General features: G+C 56.2%; 20 protein-coding genes and 1 tRNA gene. 2 read left to right on the top strand and 19 right to left on the bottom strand.

Features of this window, described 5'->3' with window-relative positions:
- Nucleotides 1–142: 142 nt before the first annotated feature.
- From rpsU to AB4Y96_RS10455, 7 genes are all read right to left on the bottom strand, one after another.
- Nucleotides 143–418: a 30S ribosomal protein S21 gene (gene rpsU, locus AB4Y96_RS10485; protein ID WP_091877773.1), complete on the bottom strand. Its 276-nt coding sequence runs from the start codon at nucleotides 416–418 to the stop codon at nucleotides 143–145.
- 250 nt (nucleotides 419–668) lie between these two features.
- On the bottom strand, nucleotides 669–1,013 hold the full coding sequence (locus AB4Y96_RS10480) for a RidA family protein (protein WP_441917174.1): 345 nt from the start codon (nucleotides 1,011–1,013) through the stop codon (nucleotides 669–671).
- 79 nt (nucleotides 1,014–1,092) lie between these two features.
- Nucleotides 1,093–1,168: transfer RNA gene (locus AB4Y96_RS10475), tRNA-Lys, on the bottom strand.
- Between the two features lie 103 nt (nucleotides 1,169–1,271).
- A complete protein-coding gene (locus AB4Y96_RS10470) occupies nucleotides 1,272–2,189 on the bottom strand; it encodes a PhzF family phenazine biosynthesis protein (RefSeq protein ID WP_441917172.1) in 918 nt (305 codons plus the stop codon).
- 268 nt (nucleotides 2,190–2,457) lie between these two features.
- Nucleotides 2,458–2,847, bottom strand: coding sequence for a hypothetical protein (locus AB4Y96_RS10465; protein WP_441917204.1), 390 nt, complete (start codon nucleotides 2,845–2,847; stop codon nucleotides 2,458–2,460).
- Nucleotides 2,848–3,020: 173 nt separating this feature from the next.
- Entirely contained in the window at nucleotides 3,021–3,731 is a 711-nt protein-coding gene (locus tag AB4Y96_RS10460) for an NUDIX hydrolase (RefSeq protein ID WP_091877777.1), read from the bottom strand.
- 3 nt (nucleotides 3,732–3,734) lie between these two features.
- Nucleotides 3,735–4,850, bottom strand: coding sequence for an endonuclease/exonuclease/phosphatase family protein (locus AB4Y96_RS10455; protein WP_441917170.1), 1,116 nt, complete (start codon nucleotides 4,848–4,850; stop codon nucleotides 3,735–3,737).
- Nucleotides 4,851–5,025: 175 nt separating this feature from the next.
- Here AB4Y96_RS10455 and AB4Y96_RS10450 point away from each other — a divergent pair, with 175 nt between their 5' ends.
- Complete coding sequence (locus AB4Y96_RS10450; protein WP_244518134.1) at nucleotides 5,026–5,367, top strand: BA14K family protein; 342 nt, start codon at nucleotides 5,026–5,028, stop codon at nucleotides 5,365–5,367.
- 50 nt (nucleotides 5,368–5,417) lie between these two features.
- On the opposite strand, the gene ilvC is transcribed toward AB4Y96_RS10450, so the two are convergent.
- From ilvC to AB4Y96_RS10425, 5 genes are all read right to left on the bottom strand, one after another.
- Complete coding sequence (gene ilvC / locus AB4Y96_RS10445; protein WP_113097408.1) at nucleotides 5,418–6,437, bottom strand: ketol-acid reductoisomerase; 1,020 nt, start codon at nucleotides 6,435–6,437, stop codon at nucleotides 5,418–5,420.
- 34 nt (nucleotides 6,438–6,471) lie between these two features.
- Nucleotides 6,472–7,116, bottom strand: a complete 645-nt coding sequence (locus tag AB4Y96_RS10440) for a TetR/AcrR family transcriptional regulator (RefSeq protein ID WP_441917168.1) — start codon at nucleotides 7,114–7,116, stop codon at nucleotides 6,472–6,474.
- 107 nt (nucleotides 7,117–7,223) lie between these two features.
- Nucleotides 7,224–8,447, bottom strand: coding sequence for an FAD-dependent oxidoreductase (locus AB4Y96_RS10435; protein ID WP_441917166.1), 1,224 nt, complete (start codon nucleotides 8,445–8,447; stop codon nucleotides 7,224–7,226).
- Between the two features lie 78 nt (nucleotides 8,448–8,525).
- Nucleotides 8,526–10,451, bottom strand: coding sequence for a potassium transporter Kup (locus AB4Y96_RS10430; protein WP_091877781.1), 1,926 nt, complete (start codon nucleotides 10,449–10,451; stop codon nucleotides 8,526–8,528).
- A 142-nt stretch (nucleotides 10,452–10,593) separates the two neighbouring features.
- Nucleotides 10,594–11,334 (bottom strand): pyridoxine 5'-phosphate synthase, encoded by a 741-nt coding sequence (locus AB4Y96_RS10425; RefSeq protein WP_091878472.1) that lies wholly within the window; start codon nucleotides 11,332–11,334, stop codon nucleotides 10,594–10,596.
- 131 nt (nucleotides 11,335–11,465) lie between these two features.
- Here AB4Y96_RS10425 and tenA point away from each other — a divergent pair, with 131 nt between their 5' ends.
- A complete protein-coding gene (gene tenA, locus AB4Y96_RS10420; RefSeq protein ID WP_441917163.1) occupies nucleotides 11,466–12,167 on the top strand; it encodes a thiaminase II in 702 nt (233 codons plus the stop codon).
- On the opposite strand, the gene AB4Y96_RS10415 is transcribed toward tenA, so the two are convergent.
- The 7 genes from AB4Y96_RS10415 to nthA form a co-directional block, all read right to left on the bottom strand.
- The gene (locus tag AB4Y96_RS10415) at nucleotides 12,161–12,829 is read right to left on the bottom strand and encodes a DUF930 domain-containing protein (protein WP_441917202.1); all 669 of its coding nucleotides are present in this window, start codon (nucleotides 12,827–12,829) and stop codon (nucleotides 12,161–12,163) included. The genes tenA and AB4Y96_RS10415 overlap by 7 nt on opposite strands.
- A 79-nt stretch (nucleotides 12,830–12,908) precedes the next feature.
- On the bottom strand, nucleotides 12,909–13,304 hold the full coding sequence (locus AB4Y96_RS10410) for a GNAT family N-acetyltransferase (protein ID WP_441917161.1): 396 nt from the start codon (nucleotides 13,302–13,304) through the stop codon (nucleotides 12,909–12,911).
- A gap of 26 nt (nucleotides 13,305–13,330) precedes the next feature.
- Nucleotides 13,331–14,458, bottom strand: coding sequence for an ATP-dependent DNA helicase (locus AB4Y96_RS10405; RefSeq protein WP_441917159.1), 1,128 nt, complete (start codon nucleotides 14,456–14,458; stop codon nucleotides 13,331–13,333).
- 61 nt (nucleotides 14,459–14,519) lie between these two features.
- The gene (locus AB4Y96_RS10400) at nucleotides 14,520–15,011 is read right to left on the bottom strand and encodes a hypothetical protein (RefSeq protein WP_441917157.1); all 492 of its coding nucleotides are present in this window, start codon (nucleotides 15,009–15,011) and stop codon (nucleotides 14,520–14,522) included.
- Nucleotides 14,968–15,330 (bottom strand): nitrile hydratase accessory protein, encoded by a 363-nt coding sequence (locus AB4Y96_RS10395; RefSeq protein ID WP_441917155.1) that lies wholly within the window; start codon nucleotides 15,328–15,330, stop codon nucleotides 14,968–14,970. Before AB4Y96_RS10395 ends, AB4Y96_RS10400 begins: the two co-directional genes overlap by 44 nt.
- Complete coding sequence (nthB, locus tag AB4Y96_RS10390) at nucleotides 15,317–15,976, bottom strand: nitrile hydratase subunit beta (protein ID WP_441917153.1); 660 nt, start codon at nucleotides 15,974–15,976, stop codon at nucleotides 15,317–15,319. The genes AB4Y96_RS10395 and nthB overlap by 14 nt, the downstream gene beginning before the upstream one ends.
- Complete coding sequence (gene nthA / locus AB4Y96_RS10385) at nucleotides 15,973–16,593, bottom strand: nitrile hydratase subunit alpha (protein ID WP_441917152.1); 621 nt, start codon at nucleotides 16,591–16,593, stop codon at nucleotides 15,973–15,975. The genes nthB and nthA overlap by 4 nt, the downstream gene beginning before the upstream one ends.
- Nucleotides 16,594–16,614 lie beyond the last annotated feature (21 nt).

Raw genomic sequence — 16,614 nt, 5'->3', positions numbered from 1 at the left:
CGGGTCATATCGCTGTGAACGAACGACTTGGAGCGTCGTGCCGCAAAGTGGGCAGAACGCACACAAAACGAAACCCGCTACGGCGTGACCGTGCGGGTTCTGTCGCGTTTTACAAGGACCGAAAAGCTCCGGTCATTGATGATTATCGGTTATTGCTGAAATCGTTTGAAGCGGCGCCGGGACGGGCAACCCGTTCCTTCTTCTTCGGACCAGGAAGCAGACCTTCACGCTGTGCCTGCTTGCGCGCTGCCTTACGGGCGCGGCTGACGGCTTCAGCTTTTTCACGGACACGGCGCTCGGACGGCTTTTCAAAAGCCTGGCGCGCCTTCATTTCGCGAAAGAGACCTTCGCGCTGCATCTTCTTCTTCAGAACCCGAAGGGCCTGTTCAACATTGTTATCACGGACGAGAACTTGCAATCGTTTTCCTTACCCATGCTTGTCTCGTCTTGCGAACCTATAAGCCACAATCAGACAAGCGTTTGATGAATTACCACAGTGGCAATCACGAGAAGCGCGGACTTTATTCATTCCCGCGCCAAAAATCCAGTGCATCGGAGCAGATTTACTGGCGTGCACTTCATTTCATCCCAGCAAAATACAATATTTCCGCCGGGATGAACTTATTATTCTGCGTCACCCACCCTATCGGGCAGATTTCTGTAAAGAATCAGATCGCAGCAGTGATGATGATTTCGACCTTGTAGTCGGGTGTCGCCAGCTTGGCTTCGCCGGTGGCGCGTGCAGGTGTGTTGGCCGGATCGACCCATGCATCCCAAACCGCATTCATCTCGGCAAAGTCCTTCATGTCAGCCATCCAGATGATAGCCTGCAGGAGCTTGGACTTGTCGGAACCGGCTTCCTTCAGCAAACGGTCAACCGAAGCCAGAACATCCTTGGTCTGCTCGGTGACGCTCTTGCCGGGTGTGCCTACCTGACCTGCGAGATAAACCGTGTTGCCATGGATAACGGCCTGGCTCATGCGTGGACCGGCTTCAATACGACGAATGCTCATGGAGAGTCTCCTCTAGCAGTTTGGGGATAGACGGACGTGTATAAGAAAAAAGGGCCATACGGCCCTTTTTTCAAAGAATTGGTGGGCACAGTAGGGATCGAACCTACGACCCGCTGATTAAGAGTCAGCTGCTCTACCAACTGAGCTATGTGCCCGTCAGCCGTTGTGACGACCGAAGGTGGGGGCTCTATAACGGGCCAAAACCGGACTGTCCAGCCCTTCATGAAAACTTTATGTCAGCTTTGAACAATAAGTCGCTTAAACGAAAAGCTGCCCTTCTGCTGTCTTGACCGCAGAACCGCCGATACGCCCGCCAACAAGCCTCTGGTCGGCAATATCCAGTTCCAGACGCAACCGCGACGGACGGCCCATTTCCTGCCCCTGTTCCAGCCACAGACGCAGTAAACCATCAAGCGGTTCGTCAAAGTAATGGATGGCACCGGCGAAAGCAGCAGTAGCAGACCCGGTCGCCGGGTCCTCATAGGTACCATCGCCGCTCACGAACATCCGCGCGTGAAAATGACTGTCATGCAGCGTGGTCTCGCGGCAATAGACATAGGCTGGAAGCTGGCGCTGGCCGATTGTGGGAGCCGCCTTCGTCATGGCTGCCTGATCGATTCGAATGCGGCCCGCCGCGGCCAGCCCATGCACCGGCACGAGAAGATAGGGCACGCCCGCATCCCAGATGGTTGGAACGTGATTCTCGAAACCGATTTCCTTTGGTTCGAGGCCCAAGGCCCTCGCAAGGGCTATCTTGTCATACTCATAGGGCAGCGGTTCCGGCAATTTGGGAAGATCAAATTCAGCAAAGGCACCATGGCTGGTCAGTTTGACACCGCAGCGAACCGGACCCACCTGCTCTTCCAGAATGATCAGCGCTTCCTGATCATCCGAGACATCGGGGAAACGAACCTGTGCCAGGGCAATGGCGGAGCCCACAGTCGGATGACCGGCAAAAGGCATTTCATATTCAGGCGTGAAAATCCGGATTCGTGCCGTATGGGCAGGGTTCTGGGCGGGCAGAACAAAAACCGTCTCGGAGAAATTGAACTCCTGGGCAATCTTCTGCATGGCCACATCATCAAGGCCAGCGGAATCGTGGACGACAGCCAGCGGATTACCCGTCAGAACCTTGTCGGTGAAAACATCATAAACCTGATAACGCCTGCCGCTCATTTGGTGCTCCTCGTCGAACCTCTGGCAAAAGTAGAGACTGGAGGGAGCGGATCAAGTTAAACCTTGTGACGGTGACATTCCAGTGAGGCCAGAGCATATACTCATAAGCGCGTGGCCAAATCGGAATAGCTGAGAGGTCGAGCGATGCCACTGCCCCCCAAAGCGCGCATGTCCGTCGTCCTAAGCTGACGGGGCGCGCTACGCTGAGTTTTAAAGACGCCGGTGCAGAACAGTCTCGGCAGCGGCGACTACCACATAGCCTGACGGACTATGCCGAGGGCAAATCGAAGCCGCTTGGTAGTGATATCCAGATAACAGTTTGCGCCTCTGGGGAATGACGAGAAAGATGGCCCTTGCCATGCGTGTCCTCTACTAACACGAAGCTACCCGCCTGAACGTGGCGCACCTCTCCGTCGCTCGTCTCGTATTCAACCGAACCATCCAGCCTGACCGTAAGCACCGGTTCTGGGACGCTATGCCAAGCAACCTCGCGCATGCCTGCCGGAATGTGCGTGAGGCGGACGCGGGACGCCTGATAACTGGCAGTAACATCGAACGGCACGGCATCGGGGTGCACCGACCTCTTGGTCGTTGGCAACTCGACTTCGTCGAAATGCGACTCGCCATCCGGGGTGGCATAGATGCGCAGACACTTCATCACAGCTGACTCCTTGTAATTCCCAATGCTCAAACGAAGCACGCGTGCCAAGACGGAAGCGGATGACGCGACGGTCTGGGCGAATGCACGGCATATTTAGCAACTTTTCAACGATATTGGCACCATCCGAACTTGGCGATGTCCGGTTGGAGTCTGCAATTCACCGGATAGCCCTAATCCCCAAAGTGCCAATCGGCAAAAGTGCTGAACGTGCGCGGCGTTGCCTCGCCCATCTCTCCCGCTGCGGAGATGGCACAGATATCATCAAGCTCAGGCTCGGCCTGCGAGGCGATGGTTTTGCGGATGGAGGCAAGCAGTTCATCCGCCGTTTGGGTAAAATAATAGCGCCGGAACACTGCGATACTGCGATCAACCCTTACCAGATAGGCCATATCATCACGCCGCGCCGCTTCGGCAAGATTGAGCCCGGTTTCCTCGGCGACTTCACGCTGGGCATTGCCATCGAAATCCACCCGGTCATCAACCAGATCATCGGCATCAAACGACCCGGCAGGAAAGTACACCCGGCCCGCAACCGATGTTGTCGGCGCCATCCGTCCGGCGATCAGCCTGTTGTCGCTCGATACGATCACGCCGACGCCAAAAATGTGCCAGGGTTTTTCACCCGTCACATTGCGCTTCCAGTGCATCATCGTGGCGAATGTCGTGCGTTTGTAGAGGGCGTGGAAAACACTGCCCTCGATTTCGGCATGTTCTCCCATGAAGAATGACCCGTCGAACAGCGTCGGCTTGCCAGCGATTTCTTGAGCCCAGTTTGCCGTTATCGCATCGCGATGCTGCACGGCATAGGCGAGAGGCCCTTCCTCCACACGCACAATAGCTTGGCTGATCGGGATGACGGTTTCTTCTGGTATATTGAGCATCAGTCAGACAACATTAAACGTTACGGCAACAGGGCAATGGTCACTCGCCTTGGGGCGATCCCAGCCAATACGCGGGAACATCTCGACCTTCTGGTCGGGCGGGAAAATCGTGCGGTACGGCTGGCCGCGCCTGATTATATCGGGAACCGCATCGCTGTTGGTTCGCGCGAGCGCCGGAGAGGCCAGTATGTAATCCAATTGGCACAGATGACGCTCCTCTGGCCCGCGCGTGTGGTACAGCGTCCAGCGGTCCATGACCGGACGGCGCTCCACCAGATTTTCGCAGAATCCGCCTTCCAGCAACACGTCAACACTGCTTACCGCCTCGCGCACCGGATCGAATGTATATCCGGCCATGGAATCGCCGCCGATAATCACCCGCTCGTGGTAGTCATTGAAATCACCGCAGATGACCCAATGCTTGTCCGCCGAGCCGCCGCTATCCGCAAACCGGTCCTCGATGATGCGCCGCACCGCCTTTGCCTCAGCCATTCGCACGGGCATGGAGGCTGTACGTCCGTCAAGCCCATTGCGCGGCGGTCCCATGGATTTGAAATGGCTGACGAATAGTGTTAGCGGCCGCCCGCCAATGCGCACATCGATCTCCAGACAGTCCCGCTTGAAAATACGGTCATGCGGCTCAAGCCCAAGCGCCGCGATCTCCGCGTTGTAGAGACCAAAATCATTATAGGTCATATGGGCGTGGCTGGTCATTTCGATGAATTCGATAGGCTCGCCATGCCGGGTCTGGTCGCGCATGAGTACCGCAACATCGATGCCGCGACTGTCATTGCCTTCAAGCATATATTTGTGCCGGTAGCCCTCGCCCACCATCTTGAACAGATAACCGAACTCAAAAGCGTTCAGTGCGCCGATATTGTCGACTTCCTGCAGGCACAGAATATCCGCATGGGTTTCGGCGATGGCCAGTGCCGTCAGCTGCCGCGTATCATCCGCATGGGCAATGGCCCGCCCCTGCTCCAGTTGCCGGTATTGTTCCTCATTATTGATCTGGAAGAGCTGAAGCGTCCGGTCCTTGTTCAGATTGTTCTTGAAGCCTGAGAAATCGAACCTGTTCATCAGATTTTCGACATTGAACGTGGCGATGCGTACAGACATTCAAATACCCTGAATTATGAAACCAATGGGAGAAGCAGGACGTTACGCCAAGCCTAGCCTGATTGGTGCATCACAACCAGTGCCGAAACCGTTACCTGAACGTTTTCCGCTTGGGCAGGTAGCGATGAGCCGCATGAAGGCCTATATAAAAAGGCGAAACAATACGGATATGATAATGATGAAAAGCCTGCTCTCCGCCCTCGCTGCCCTTGGTCTTGTCCTGACGGTTGGTATCGGTGTTGCGTCGGCACAGGTGCAGCCATATCGCCCGGCGCCGCGCGGCAATGATGTCGTTCCAAGAACGCCGCTGGTGCTTGGCAATGACAACTCGGCCCTTGCCAGTCCCGGTTGCACAGGAACGGCACGCTGCAATGATTTCCGCAGGAGCCGGCCGATTATCTCGCCGCCCACGCGCACACAGGCCCAGAATTGTCAGGACCGCTATCAATCCTACCGCGCCTTTGACAATACCTATCAGCCGCGCAGCGGCCCACGCCGCACCTGTACGCTGCAATGAAAAAGGCCGGTAGATCGCTCTACCGGCCATTTTATGCAGCTTCGAAAAGCTTAGTTCTTGGCTTTATCAACCAGCTTGTTGCTGCCGATCCAAGGCATCATGCCACGCAGCTTTTCACCGACTTCTTCAATCTGGTGCTTGTCATTGTTGCGGCGGATAGCCTTGAAGCGCGATGCGCCAGCCTTGTATTCCTGCATCCAGTCGGATGTGAACTTACCGGTCTGGATGTCGGTCAATACGCGCTTCATCTCTGCCTTTGTCTCGGCAGTGATGATGCGTGGACCGGAAACGTATTCGCCCCATTCGGCAGTATTGGAGATCGAGTAGTTCATGTTGGCGATGCCGCCTTCATAGATCAGGTCGACGATGAGCTTTACTTCGTGCAGGCACTCGAAATAGGCCATTTCAGGCGCATAGCCGCCTTCAACCAGCGTTTCGAAACCGGCGCGGATCAGTTCAACCAGACCGCCGCACAGAACAACCTGCTCGCCGAACAGATCGGTTTCGCACTCTTCACGGAAATTGGTTTCGATAACACCCGAACGGCCGCCGCCAACGCCGCAAGCGTAGGAGAGAGCGAGATCATGGGCATTGCCCGATGCATCCTGATGGATGGCGATGAGGCAGGGAACGCCGCCGCCCTTCTGGTATTCGCCGCGAACCGTATGGCCGGGGCCCTTTGGCGCGATCATGACAACGTCAACGGTCTTCTTTGGCTCGATCAGGCCGAAATGCACATTAAGGCCATGGGCGAAAGCAATCGCAGCGCCGTCGCGGATATTGTCGGCAATGTGATCCTTGTAGATGTCGGCCTGCAATTCGTCAGGGGTCGCCATCATCATCAGGTCGGCCCATTTTGCAGCCTCAGCAACACTGACGACCTGGAAGCCATCGGCTTCGGCCTTCTTGGCGGTTGCTGAACCTGGACGCAGGGCAATGCGCACGTCCTTGGCACCGGAGTCCTTCAGGTTCAGCGCATGGGCGCGGCCCTGCGAACCGTATCCGATAATGGCAACCTTCTTTGATTTGATCAGGTTGATGTCTGCATCGCGGTCATAATATACGCGCATTGATTTCTTCCCTTCAGCGTTGCGTACAGCGGCCTTAACCGGCCCCGTTGGTATGAGCTCCATAAAGAGCAAAAAACTGCTGTGTCGCGCGCCGGGCCTCGCCGTCGATTGCCACATCAGTCAACTCGAACCGGTCACCAAGCAGCAACCGGATTTGCACATCCCGGACAACCAGTCCGAAAAAAGTGCGAAATGCTTCTTCCGTATCCTCGAAGGCCAGCAGGCCAGCCTCACGCCCGACTTCGAGCAGTGGCATCAGACGACGCGCCATGGCAAACGGACCATTTTCCAGAACGATCGCGCCAAGATCGCGCTTGTCGCTGCCCGCATGGCTGACGGCTATGCGGTTGAGCGCCACGGAAATCTTGCCCGAAAGCACCCGCAACCAGTCCGAAGCAAAGCGTTCAAGCCCACTCGTCAGCGATATCAGATCAAGCCCGTCGCGTTTGGCGGGAATACCACGCACCTTCGACGCCTGCCACTGGACAGTCGCCGTCAAGAGCCCGTCCCTGTCGCCAAACCATTTGTAGAGCGTTTCCTTGGAACAACTGGCACGGCGCGCCACGCTCGTCATCGTCAGCGTGTCACCCGCTTCCACCAGCAAGCCAAGCGCCGCATCAAGAACGTCGCGCTGACGTTCTGTCAAAGGGCTGTCACTGGCTTCTGTTACGGATTGCACGAGGCGTCTTTCCAATCAATTTTCACGGCTTCTTTTGCCGTACCGTACGTTACGGTTCGGTTCTAGTTCGATGAAAATCATTTGGCAAGTGGTGATGAAAAAGAATTCTAGTTCCAGATCTTTTCGCGCAAGCCGATTGGCCTGAAGGGGTCGATAAGAGTACCCGATACCATCGATGCCAGAAGTTGTGGCGCTGGCGGAATACGCGCCACGGTTGGCACAACCCAATCGCGCGCGAAAGGCAGCGCGGTTGAATCCGATTGGTAAAACGGCGTGAAAGCCCGCGACAAAGCTTGAAAACCACGCACATGCATCCGGCGGGACGCCGCATAGGCAGACAGAGCCGCATCAAGCTCGGTGGACGTCATCAGGGCATGGGCGAGCGCCCGTGCATCCAATAGCGCCATATTGGCACCCTGCCCCAACTGCGGGCTGGTGGAATGGGCGGCATCGCCGATAACAGCCAGATGACGGCCAACCGGCATAGACAATGTATGGTGGCCATAGCGCGCCAGCGTCATATCGTCGAAACCATTGATCTGATCGAGATAGACAGAACATTCGGGCCAGAGTGACAGAACCCGGTCTTTCCAGCTTTCAATTCCGGCAGCACGCAGACTGTCCGCTTCATCGGGTTTTGTACTCCAGAAGAAGGCGGCCATATCGTCACCAGCCGCATCTGTCCTGCCGATTGGCAGAATGCCGATCATGACACCTGCCTTCCGGTAACGCTGCAACAGCGAGCGCGCATCAAAGCCTTCGCCGTGCCATTTGAGCGATACCCAATAGGCGCCATAGGTCAGAGGTTTTGGCTCCGACGGATTGAAGGCATATTGCTTGAGTTTCGAGCGCGACCCGCTGGCATCAACAACAAGATCGAACGTGCCAATACTGCGGCCGGTATTGGTCATCAGCCACGCACGGCCATGGCCGGTGTGCATCGTTAGCGCATCCACATTGGTCTGGATATCAATCCCTTCCCGCAAGACGGCCTGATAGAGCACATCGAACAGCGCAGCGCGGTGTACGGCAATGCCGTAGCGCCCGCCTTTCAGGGCGGAGTAGCGGACGTCAAGCACCGGACGTCCCGACAGGGCATCAGCGCCATAGAGCCGGTCAATCCGGTTGCCCAGCAATGAAATACGGTCAAAAAGCCCAAGATCATCCAGCACGGTCAGGCCGGTCGGCTGCAGAATGAGACCAGACCCCAAGGGCGACGGTGTCGAAAAGCGTTCGAGAAGTTTTACATCATGCCCGGCACGATGAAGATAAAGCGCTGCGGCAAGTCCTGCGGGGCCTGCACCGACAATGGCAATCTGCTGCTTTTTCAATCTGACCCGCCCCTTTGCTGGTACGGGCATACAGACGCGATGCGGGTCTTTCAACCCGGCATCGCGTCTCACATCGTTCTAAATATTGACCTGCGTTCCGATTTCGACAACGCGGCCGGTCGGGATCTGGAAATACTCGGTGGCGTCGCTGGCGGTACGCGCCAGCGCAATGAACAGCCGATCCTGCCAATGCGGCATTTCCGAGCGCGCCGATGCCTTGAGCGAGCGGCGTGACAGGAAGAACGACGTTGTCATGATATCGAACTTCCAGCCCTGCTTGCGGCAGATCGCCAGTGTACGAGGGATATTCGGGCGCTCCATGTAGCCGAAGGTCAGCGTGACGCGCATGAAAAGATCGTTGATGGGTTCGATCTTGACCCGCTCGCTCTTCTTCACCAGCGGCGATGGCGCGGTGATGACGGTCAGGATCACATTGTTCTGGTGCAGCACCTTATAGTGTTTCAGGCTGTGCATCAGGGCAGTCGGCGTGCTCTTCGGATCGCCGGTCAGGAAAACAGCGGTTCCCGGCACCAGCGGCGGCGGGTTTTGCGCCATTTTCTTCGAGATGAGATCAAGCGGCACTTCGCCCTTGCGTGTTTTCTCAAACAGCTGACGGCTGCCGCGCACCCATGTGAACATCACCAGAATGATCAGGAATGCCACGACGAGAGATGCCCAGCCGCCATCGACAACCTTGATCAGGTTGGCGCTGACAAATGTCAGGTCAATAATCATGAAGCAGACAGTCAGGCTGACCGCCACCCAAAGGCGCCACTTCCAGATGCGCGTCATGACGATGAAAAGCAGGATGGTGGTGACCAGCATATTGCCCGTCACAGCAATGCCGTATGCGGAAGCAAGATTGGTTGAACGCTCAAAGCCGAGAACAAGCAGGATAACCACAAGGCCAAGCAGCATGTTGACGCGTGGCAGATAGACCTGACCCGATTGCTTCTCCGACGTGTGCTCAATATTCAGACGTGGCAGAAGATTAAGCTGCACGGCCTGACGCGACAGGGAATAAGCGCCCGAGATAACCGCCTGACTGGCGATAACGGTCGCTGCGGTGGCCAGAAGCACCATTGGCAGCAGTGCCCAATGGGGGAACATTTCAAAGAACGGGTTCTTGGCAGAATCAGCATGAGCCAGAATGAAGGCGCCCTGCCCGAAATAGTTCAGGAGAAGACAGGGAAACACGATCCAAACCCATGCGGTCGCGATTGGCTTGCGGCCAAAATGGCCGAGATCCGCGTAGAGGGCTTCTGCACCCGTCACCGCCAAAAACACTGTACCGATAGTCGGAAATGCCGTTCCCGGATTATCGATAATATACTCGACCGCATAATAGGGATTTACAGCAGCAAATACGCTCAGATCATCGGTCAGATGCCAGAGGCCAAAAAAACCGATGGCAAGGAACCAAAGAAGGGTGATCGGCCCGAAGATGGTGGCAACGCGCGCAGTGCCGAATCGCTGGACGGAAAACAGCGTGAGCAGAATCACAATGGTAATCGGGACGATGAACGGCGTCAGCGCAGGCGTAACGATCTCAAGACCTTCGACCGCCGAGAGCACCGAAATGGCCGGCGTAATCACGGCGTCACCATAAAACAGCGATGCACCGACGATGCCGAGACCCAAAATAAGCTGTGGCCGGGATTTGAAACTGGACCGCGCCAGCGCCATCAAAGAAAGAATACCGCCCTCGCCGTCATTGTCGGCGCGTAGCACGAAAAAAACATATTTGATGGTGACGATCAGGGTCAGCGCCCAGAAGATCATGGAGACAACACCGAGAATATCGGTCCTGCTCAGAAATCCATCCATTGACGCTGCGTGCAAAGCTTCGCGAAAGGCATAGATCGGGCTCGTCCCGATGTCGCCATAGACAACGCCGAGGGCACCAAGCACAAGGACCGGAAATGCTTCTTTGTGATGCGGTTCCGGTTCATAGGCGACGGTGCCGTTCGAATCGTTCTCGTCGCCAATTTGCTGGTCACTCATACAGGTTTTCCCTCGCTCTGACAGCGTGGGCGGACGAGTTAGTCGTGTTGCACCGCAATATCAATCGCCATTTTAACATAGCTGTCATCCCACGTTATGCAAAAACGCATGGCAACGCAAATCTCGCACGCGAATCAAGGCTCTACGCCTGAAGCGCATTCATGAATCTTTCCACGGCACGCGACATGCCGTGCGTCAAAGCCTCGGCTGTCAGGCCATGACCGATCGAAACTTCCACCAGATTCGGCACTTTTTTAACAAGCGCAGGCAAATTGGCGACCGTCAGATCATGCCCGGCATTAACAGCAATGCCCACCTTGCCAGCCGCTTCTGCAACTCTTGCAAGCCTGTCCAGTTCCAATGCTTCGCGGCGCGGATCGTCATGCGCACCGCCATAGGGGCCCGTATAGAGTTCAACACGATCCGCACCGAGAGCCTTGGCCAGCGCTGGCGCTTCCACATCAGGATCAATGAACAGCGATACGCGGCTCGACTGGTGCTTTAGTTTCTGAATGATGGGGCGCAGGAAGTCGCCGTGTTTCTTCAGGTCCCAGCCATGATCAGAGGTCGACTGATCAGGATCATCAGGAACCAGCGTGACCTGTTCAGGCTCGTTCCTGGCAATGAGATCAAGGAATTCCGCCGTCGGATAGCCCTCGATGTTGAATTCGGCTTGCGGGAACTCGTCATCGATAAGCGCCCGAATCTCCGGCAGGTCAGAGAAGCGGATATGCCGTTCATCCGGACGCGGATGCACGGTCAGCCCGCCCGCTCCACCCGCCAGCGCCACACGTCCAAGCCCGATAACACTGGGCCAAGGCAGGTCGCGCCGATTGCGCAACATGGCAATTGCATTGAGGTTCACGGAAAGGGAAGCTGTCATGCCGGATTCCATTGCAGAAGGTGTTGCCTTGATCTTTAGCGCAGAAAGAGAACATAAAACATTGGAATCTGAACCATAGCCCAAGATGGTCGTCGCCCCGCAATTTCTTGCCCGTAAAGAGTATCAGTTTTATGAGCCCATCTGACTTTTCTTCGCCGATTTTTGCGCGGTGGCGCGAAAACGCAGCCACTGACTGGTCCGCCTATGTCGACCACGCTTTCGTACGCGGCCTTGGCGATGGTTCGCTGCCTGAGCAGGCATTTCTGCATTATCTGGTTCAGGATTACATTTTCCTGTTCCACTTCTCGCGGGCTTGGGGAATGGCGGTGCTGAAGGCGGAAAGCCATGAGGAGCTGGAACTGGCATCGGCAACCGTCAATGCATTGGTCAATCATGAAATGCCTGTGCATATCGAGATATGCGCAAAGGCGGGAATTTCCCGCGCGGCCCTGCTTGAGACCGAAGAAGAGGCCGAAAATCTCTCTTATACCCGCTATGTTATCGATGCCGGGCTATCCGGTGATTTCCTTGATCTGATAGCGGCTCTCGCGCCTTGTGTGATGGGTTATGGCGAAATCGGTACACGCCTCGCCGCCACCTCACCGAAAGGCAACCCCTACCAGCAATGGATAGATACCTATGCGGGCAAGGACTATCAGGATGTCTGCCATGCGGTCGGGCAACTGATCGAAAGCAGCGTTCGCACCCGGCTTGGCCTGTCGCCTGATAATTCAGGGCGATGGAAGTCACTCAACCAGCGTTTCCGCACGGCAACCCGGCTGGAAGCAGGGTTCTGGTCCATGGGAATGCGCGGTAGATTGATCGCTCAATGAACCGGTGAAAGACCATGTTCGGCCCATTCCTCACGCGGGATTGGCTTTCCCAGAGCAAATTCAAAAGATTGGACTTGCTGCGTTTCCGGCGAAATCCCGCAATTGAATGTGAGATTGTACCAATTTCCTTCGCTGCGCAGGGCTGCACCTGTCGCAGTGATGACGCCTGATTTCATCTTCGTATTGGCAAGGGCATATGCGACAACCCGGTCCGGTCGATAAGTCTTGTCCCACTTTGCCACCTGCGCCATGGCTTCAAGGTTACAAATCTGTTCAAGCCGCGTGCCAAGTTCCAGTGTAGGAAGCGCCTCACGTGTCTGCCTGCTGCGTGGATCGGCCAAAACGCCCGCTGACAACATCGTCGTGGCCTTCTGCATGACGGGCTGCAGTGCCGCTGCAGGGGCGGGAGCGGTTTCCTGCCGGGGCTCACTCCGTGGTGCTGATGGCTGGAGCGGCGTTTCAGCAATGGCGGGTTTTGGTTCAGCAGGCGGAGCCGGTACGAGCTGAAGATCAACAACCTCTTCCACCGGCGCATCGAAACGGAACGGTCTGGCCAGAGCAATCAGCGCGAGCACCAGCAGAAGATGCAACAACACGGAGACAATGACGCCGCCGGTGCTTGCCTCCCGCAAAGGCGCATGTGCAAAATTCTCTCCCGCCACAAAGCTCAATGACGTCTGTCTCCCGGCCATTCACCCGGAAACAAAGACACGCTCTTTCGGCGAACGCAACTCCGGCCAGCTATGGCTGATGGCGCAACAGAGAGGACGTACCTGTTGCAAAACCCATTTTCTCATAAAACGGGATAAGGCGATCCGGGCAATAAAGCTCAAAGCTTGCCATGGATTTCAGTTTTTCATGGCCTTTGATGCGATCCATGATCGTTTGGCCCAACCCCGTCCCACGGAATTTTTCATCAACAATCACGTCGAAGATCATCGCCTTGTAAACATAATCAGTCAGAACACGGGCAAAGCCGATCAGCTTGCCCTCGACACAGCAGCCAATGATGATGTCGCAATGCTCAAGCATCCGCACGACGTCATCATATTGCCTGTTCTTGGTCCACCACTCATTCTGGTAAAGGGCAAAAAGCTCCTGCCGGTGGCTGCCTTCGATCCGATCGATCCACTGCATATACTTTTCGCCTCCGGACAAACTCTCTATCTCACTATGGTCAGCCGTTCCGCCGCGCGGGTAATAGCCGTGTAAAGCCAGCGATCACGCGTATCCCGGAAGGCAAAACTTTCATCGAACAGAACCACGTCGTTCCATTGCGAGCCCTGCGCCTTGTGGGTCGTCAGCGCGTAGCCATAGTCGAAATCGTCATAGCGCTTCTTGGTTTGCCACGGAATATCGCTGTCAGGGTCTTCAAACTGTGCTTTCAACAGTTTGATCTTGGCAACGCCCCGGCCCGGCTCTTCATCCTCAGGCGCAACCAGCAGATTGATGCCGGGCTTCACCGTTTCGCGTGATGAGGTCATCACCTTCCACAATGAACCGTTGAGCAGACCCTTGGCCGGATCGTTGCGCAGGCACACCAGCTTGTCACCCGCCTGCGGGAACGATGCGGAAAAGCCTTTGAGTTCGCGCAAACGCTGATTATAGCGGCGACGCGTGCGGTTCGTGCCCACCAGAACCTGATCGGCGCCGAGTACCAGATCCTGCGTCACATCATTCTTGGAAATGACCTTGGCCGCACCGAAATCCCCATAGCCGAATTCGCGCCCCTCGCGCACATCAAGCGCAAGGCGCAGGATCGGGTTGTCGCGCGCCTGCCGATGAATTTGGCTGAGCAGAAAATCCGGCTCATGTTCGGTAAAGAAACCGCCACCTGATATTGGCGGCAACTGGCCGGGATCACCCAGCACCAGTATCGGCGTGCCGAAACTCATCAGGTCACGGCCAAGCTGTTCATCGACCATGGAGCATTCGTCGACAACAATAAGCTTTGCCTTGGAGACAGGACTTTGCCGGTTGAGCGAGAAGGTTGGCGCAATGCTGGTCTTACCCGTCGTTTCATCCTCAACTGCCTCTTCGCCGCGCGGGCGATAGATCAGCGAATGCAGCGTCCGTGCATTGGATGCGCCTTTCGAACGCAGAACCTGCGCCGCCTTGCCCGTGAAGGCAGCAAACTGGACGTCGCCATCAATGTGCTCGGCGAAATAGCGGGCAAGCGTCGTCTTGCCGGTACCGGCATAGCCGAAAAGCCGGAAAATCGGGCTGCGCCCGTCTTTCAGCCATTTGGAAACAGCGCCAAGCGCCTCATCCTGTTGTGGTGATAATTGCATCGCCCTGACTGACAGGATTCGCCCTCAAAGGGCAAGGAAAATGGGACAAACGCGTCTTATACTATAGATTATCCGGGTTTCCGGCCCGGATTTTTCCCTCACCGGAAGCTCCCGTTTTCGTGTCCCGCATACGGAACTCTTTGCCCTTCACTTGCAGGTACCAGCAAACTTTCTGCTCCTCGCCTTCATAAAGCAGGCAGAGCGTGTCTTTCTCCAGCGTCCATTCACCGGCATAGGACATGCCATTGGTCAAAACCTTGTCCGGCTTGCAGCATTCGATCAACTTGCCGCGCGATTTGCCGTCTGGTCCCAGAAACTCGGTAAAATTGAACGGCGGCTGCGCTTTGACTTCACCAGTAATGGTTGCTCCTGTGATGACCTTGCGCAGGTCCTCTTCCGAGGCAACCGGCCAGGAAGCATCCTGCGCACGCACCGGCGCGGCATAACTGCCAACCGCAAATAGCATCAACACAATCGCTGCACGGCGAACTGTCGAAGTTCCATGCATCTCAAGACCTTTCCGGATCGTTTTCCAGCCGGATCGGCTGGCCATGCGGGGTAGCATGAGCAGCACGCTGCCATGCAGCAGCCAAATGATCAATATCAGTGGAATTTGTCACGTTTTTTGCAGCGATCAGCGATTCCAGCGCAGCAACCCAGCATTGATAATAATCACTGCCATCATCGAGCGCCCCCGGACGCTTCAATTCTGCCGATAGCGCCTGCGCCCATTCATCCCAGCCGAACAAGCCTTGTTTATGCAATGCAAGCACCATGGCAAAGGCTTCTGCCTGCCACGGTTCGGCAAAAACAGGCGCATCGATCCCGTCGCCCAACCCTTGCGAATACGCAATCAGATCACGCAAGCTCAAGATAGCTCTCCCAGGCGTCAATGCTGACAGTCAACGTCGGATCGGCACCCTCACCCCAGATCTCGTCCGCCTTGAACACGACCGTATAGACATATTGCGGGTTCTCGCCCTCGCCATGGGCATTGCTGTCAGGCAAAACAAAACCACCCCGCATTGCCTCCACAATGCCCATTTTCCCGCGGGCATAGCGCGGCAGCCGGGTATGTGTTTCTGGATTGAAATTGCGCGTCTTCACATGGTCCCCCACCTGAAAGCGGGGTGCCACCTCAACCGGTCGGTCACACGGACCACCTTTTGCCAGAACAGACGCTACATTTTCAGCTTTCAGCGTGCGCTTGGGCTCAGTGCCCTTGCCGAGCGAATGCCCGTCCTTCAATTCAGCATCGCTCACAAATCCGTGGCGCTTGAGCAATATTTCCAGCGCTTTTGTCCAGATTTCATAATAGCTGGATGAGTAGTAATCAGCCGGATGCAGGCTTTCCCGCGCGTGACGGCTTTCATCGATATTCCAATGGCCCATCGCTCCGGCGGCCAGTGTCAGACCAAGAGCCCGCTTTTCCCATGCGGCATGAAAATACGGCTCATCCTTTTCCGGATTGACCGGACCAAAGCCCATCTGCCCGCCAAGATCCTGCGGTCCGTTCATGCGACCTCCGGAACGCGCGCCAAACCGGTGCCAATCATCGAATCGCGCGTCACCAGTTCGGCCAGTTGTTCTTCGTTCCAGCCATCCGTGCCTTCGGGGCGGCGGGGTATCACCAGATAACGCAGTTCGGCAGTCGAATCCCACACACGGATATTCGTCGTTGCGGGCAGAACCAGATCAAACTCCGCCAGCACACCGCGCGGATCGATAACCGCGCGTGACCGGTAAGGCGGCGATTTATACCAGACAGGCGGCAGGCCCAGCAACGACCACGGATAGCAGGAGCAAAGAGTACACACGACGAGGTTGTGCGTTTCGTCGGTGTTGAACACTGCCTGCATGTGCTCGCCCTGACGCCCCGTATAACTAAGCGACCCAATAGCTGCAGTTGCATCGCGCTTCAACCAGGCATTGAACTCAGGATCAACCCACGCCTTGGCCACGACTTTCGCACCATTACGCGGCCCGACCTTGGTCTCGTAGGTCTCGACAATGGCATCGATAGCTTTGGGATCAACGAGCCCTTTTTCGGTGAGGATCGTCTCCAATGCCCGCACCCGCGCGGCCATAGGATCAAGTTCATTATCGTGGTGGTGATCATCGTGATGGTGTGGCATGAGTTAACTCTAATGCCGCCA

This window comes from Phyllobacterium sp. TAF24 (assembly GCF_052113785.1).
GTDB lineage: Bacteria > Pseudomonadota > Alphaproteobacteria > Rhizobiales > Rhizobiaceae > Phyllobacterium.
Note: the sequence above shows the minus strand (reverse complement) of the source record. Positions and strands in the feature narration are given on the sequence as shown.

Coding starts and splice junctions, on each gene's coding strand:
- AB4Y96_RS10480 (WP_441917174.1), bottom strand. CDS start 1,013: ATGAGCATTCGTCGTATTGAAGCCGGTCCACGCATGAGCCAGGCCGTT.
- AB4Y96_RS10470 (WP_441917172.1), bottom strand. CDS start 2,189: ATGAGCGGCAGGCGTTATCAGGTTTATGATGTTTTCACCGACAAGGTT.
- AB4Y96_RS10465 (WP_441917204.1), bottom strand. CDS start 2,847: ATGAAGTGTCTGCGCATCTATGCCACCCCGGATGGCGAGTCGCATTTC.
- AB4Y96_RS10460 (WP_091877777.1), bottom strand. CDS start 3,731: ATGCTCAATATACCAGAAGAAACCGTCATCCCGATCAGCCAAGCTATT.
- AB4Y96_RS10455 (WP_441917170.1), bottom strand. CDS start 4,850: ATGTCTGTACGCATCGCCACGTTCAATGTCGAAAATCTGATGAACAGG.
- AB4Y96_RS10450 (WP_244518134.1), top strand. CDS start 5,026: ATGATGAAAAGCCTGCTCTCCGCCCTCGCTGCCCTTGGTCTTGTCCTG.
- ilvC (WP_113097408.1), bottom strand. CDS start 6,437: ATGCGCGTATATTATGACCGCGATGCAGACATCAACCTGATCAAATCA.
- AB4Y96_RS10430 (WP_091877781.1), bottom strand. CDS start 10,451: ATGAGTGACCAGCAAATTGGCGACGAGAACGATTCGAACGGCACCGTC.
- AB4Y96_RS10425 (WP_091878472.1), bottom strand. CDS start 11,334: ATGACAGCTTCCCTTTCCGTGAACCTCAATGCAATTGCCATGTTGCGC.
- tenA (WP_441917163.1), top strand. CDS start 11,466: ATGAGCCCATCTGACTTTTCTTCGCCGATTTTTGCGCGGTGGCGCGAA.
- AB4Y96_RS10410 (WP_441917161.1), bottom strand. CDS start 13,304: ATGCAGTGGATCGATCGGATCGAAGGCAGCCACCGGCAGGAGCTTTTT.
- AB4Y96_RS10405 (WP_441917159.1), bottom strand. CDS start 14,458: ATGCAATTATCACCACAACAGGATGAGGCGCTTGGCGCTGTTTCCAAA.
- AB4Y96_RS10400 (WP_441917157.1), bottom strand. CDS start 15,011: ATGGCCAGCCGATCCGGCTGGAAAACGATCCGGAAAGGTCTTGAGATG.
- nthB (WP_441917153.1), bottom strand. CDS start 15,976: ATGAACGGACCGCAGGATCTTGGCGGGCAGATGGGCTTTGGTCCGGTC.
- nthA (WP_441917152.1), bottom strand. CDS start 16,593: ATGCCACACCATCACGATGATCACCACCACGATAATGAACTTGATCCT.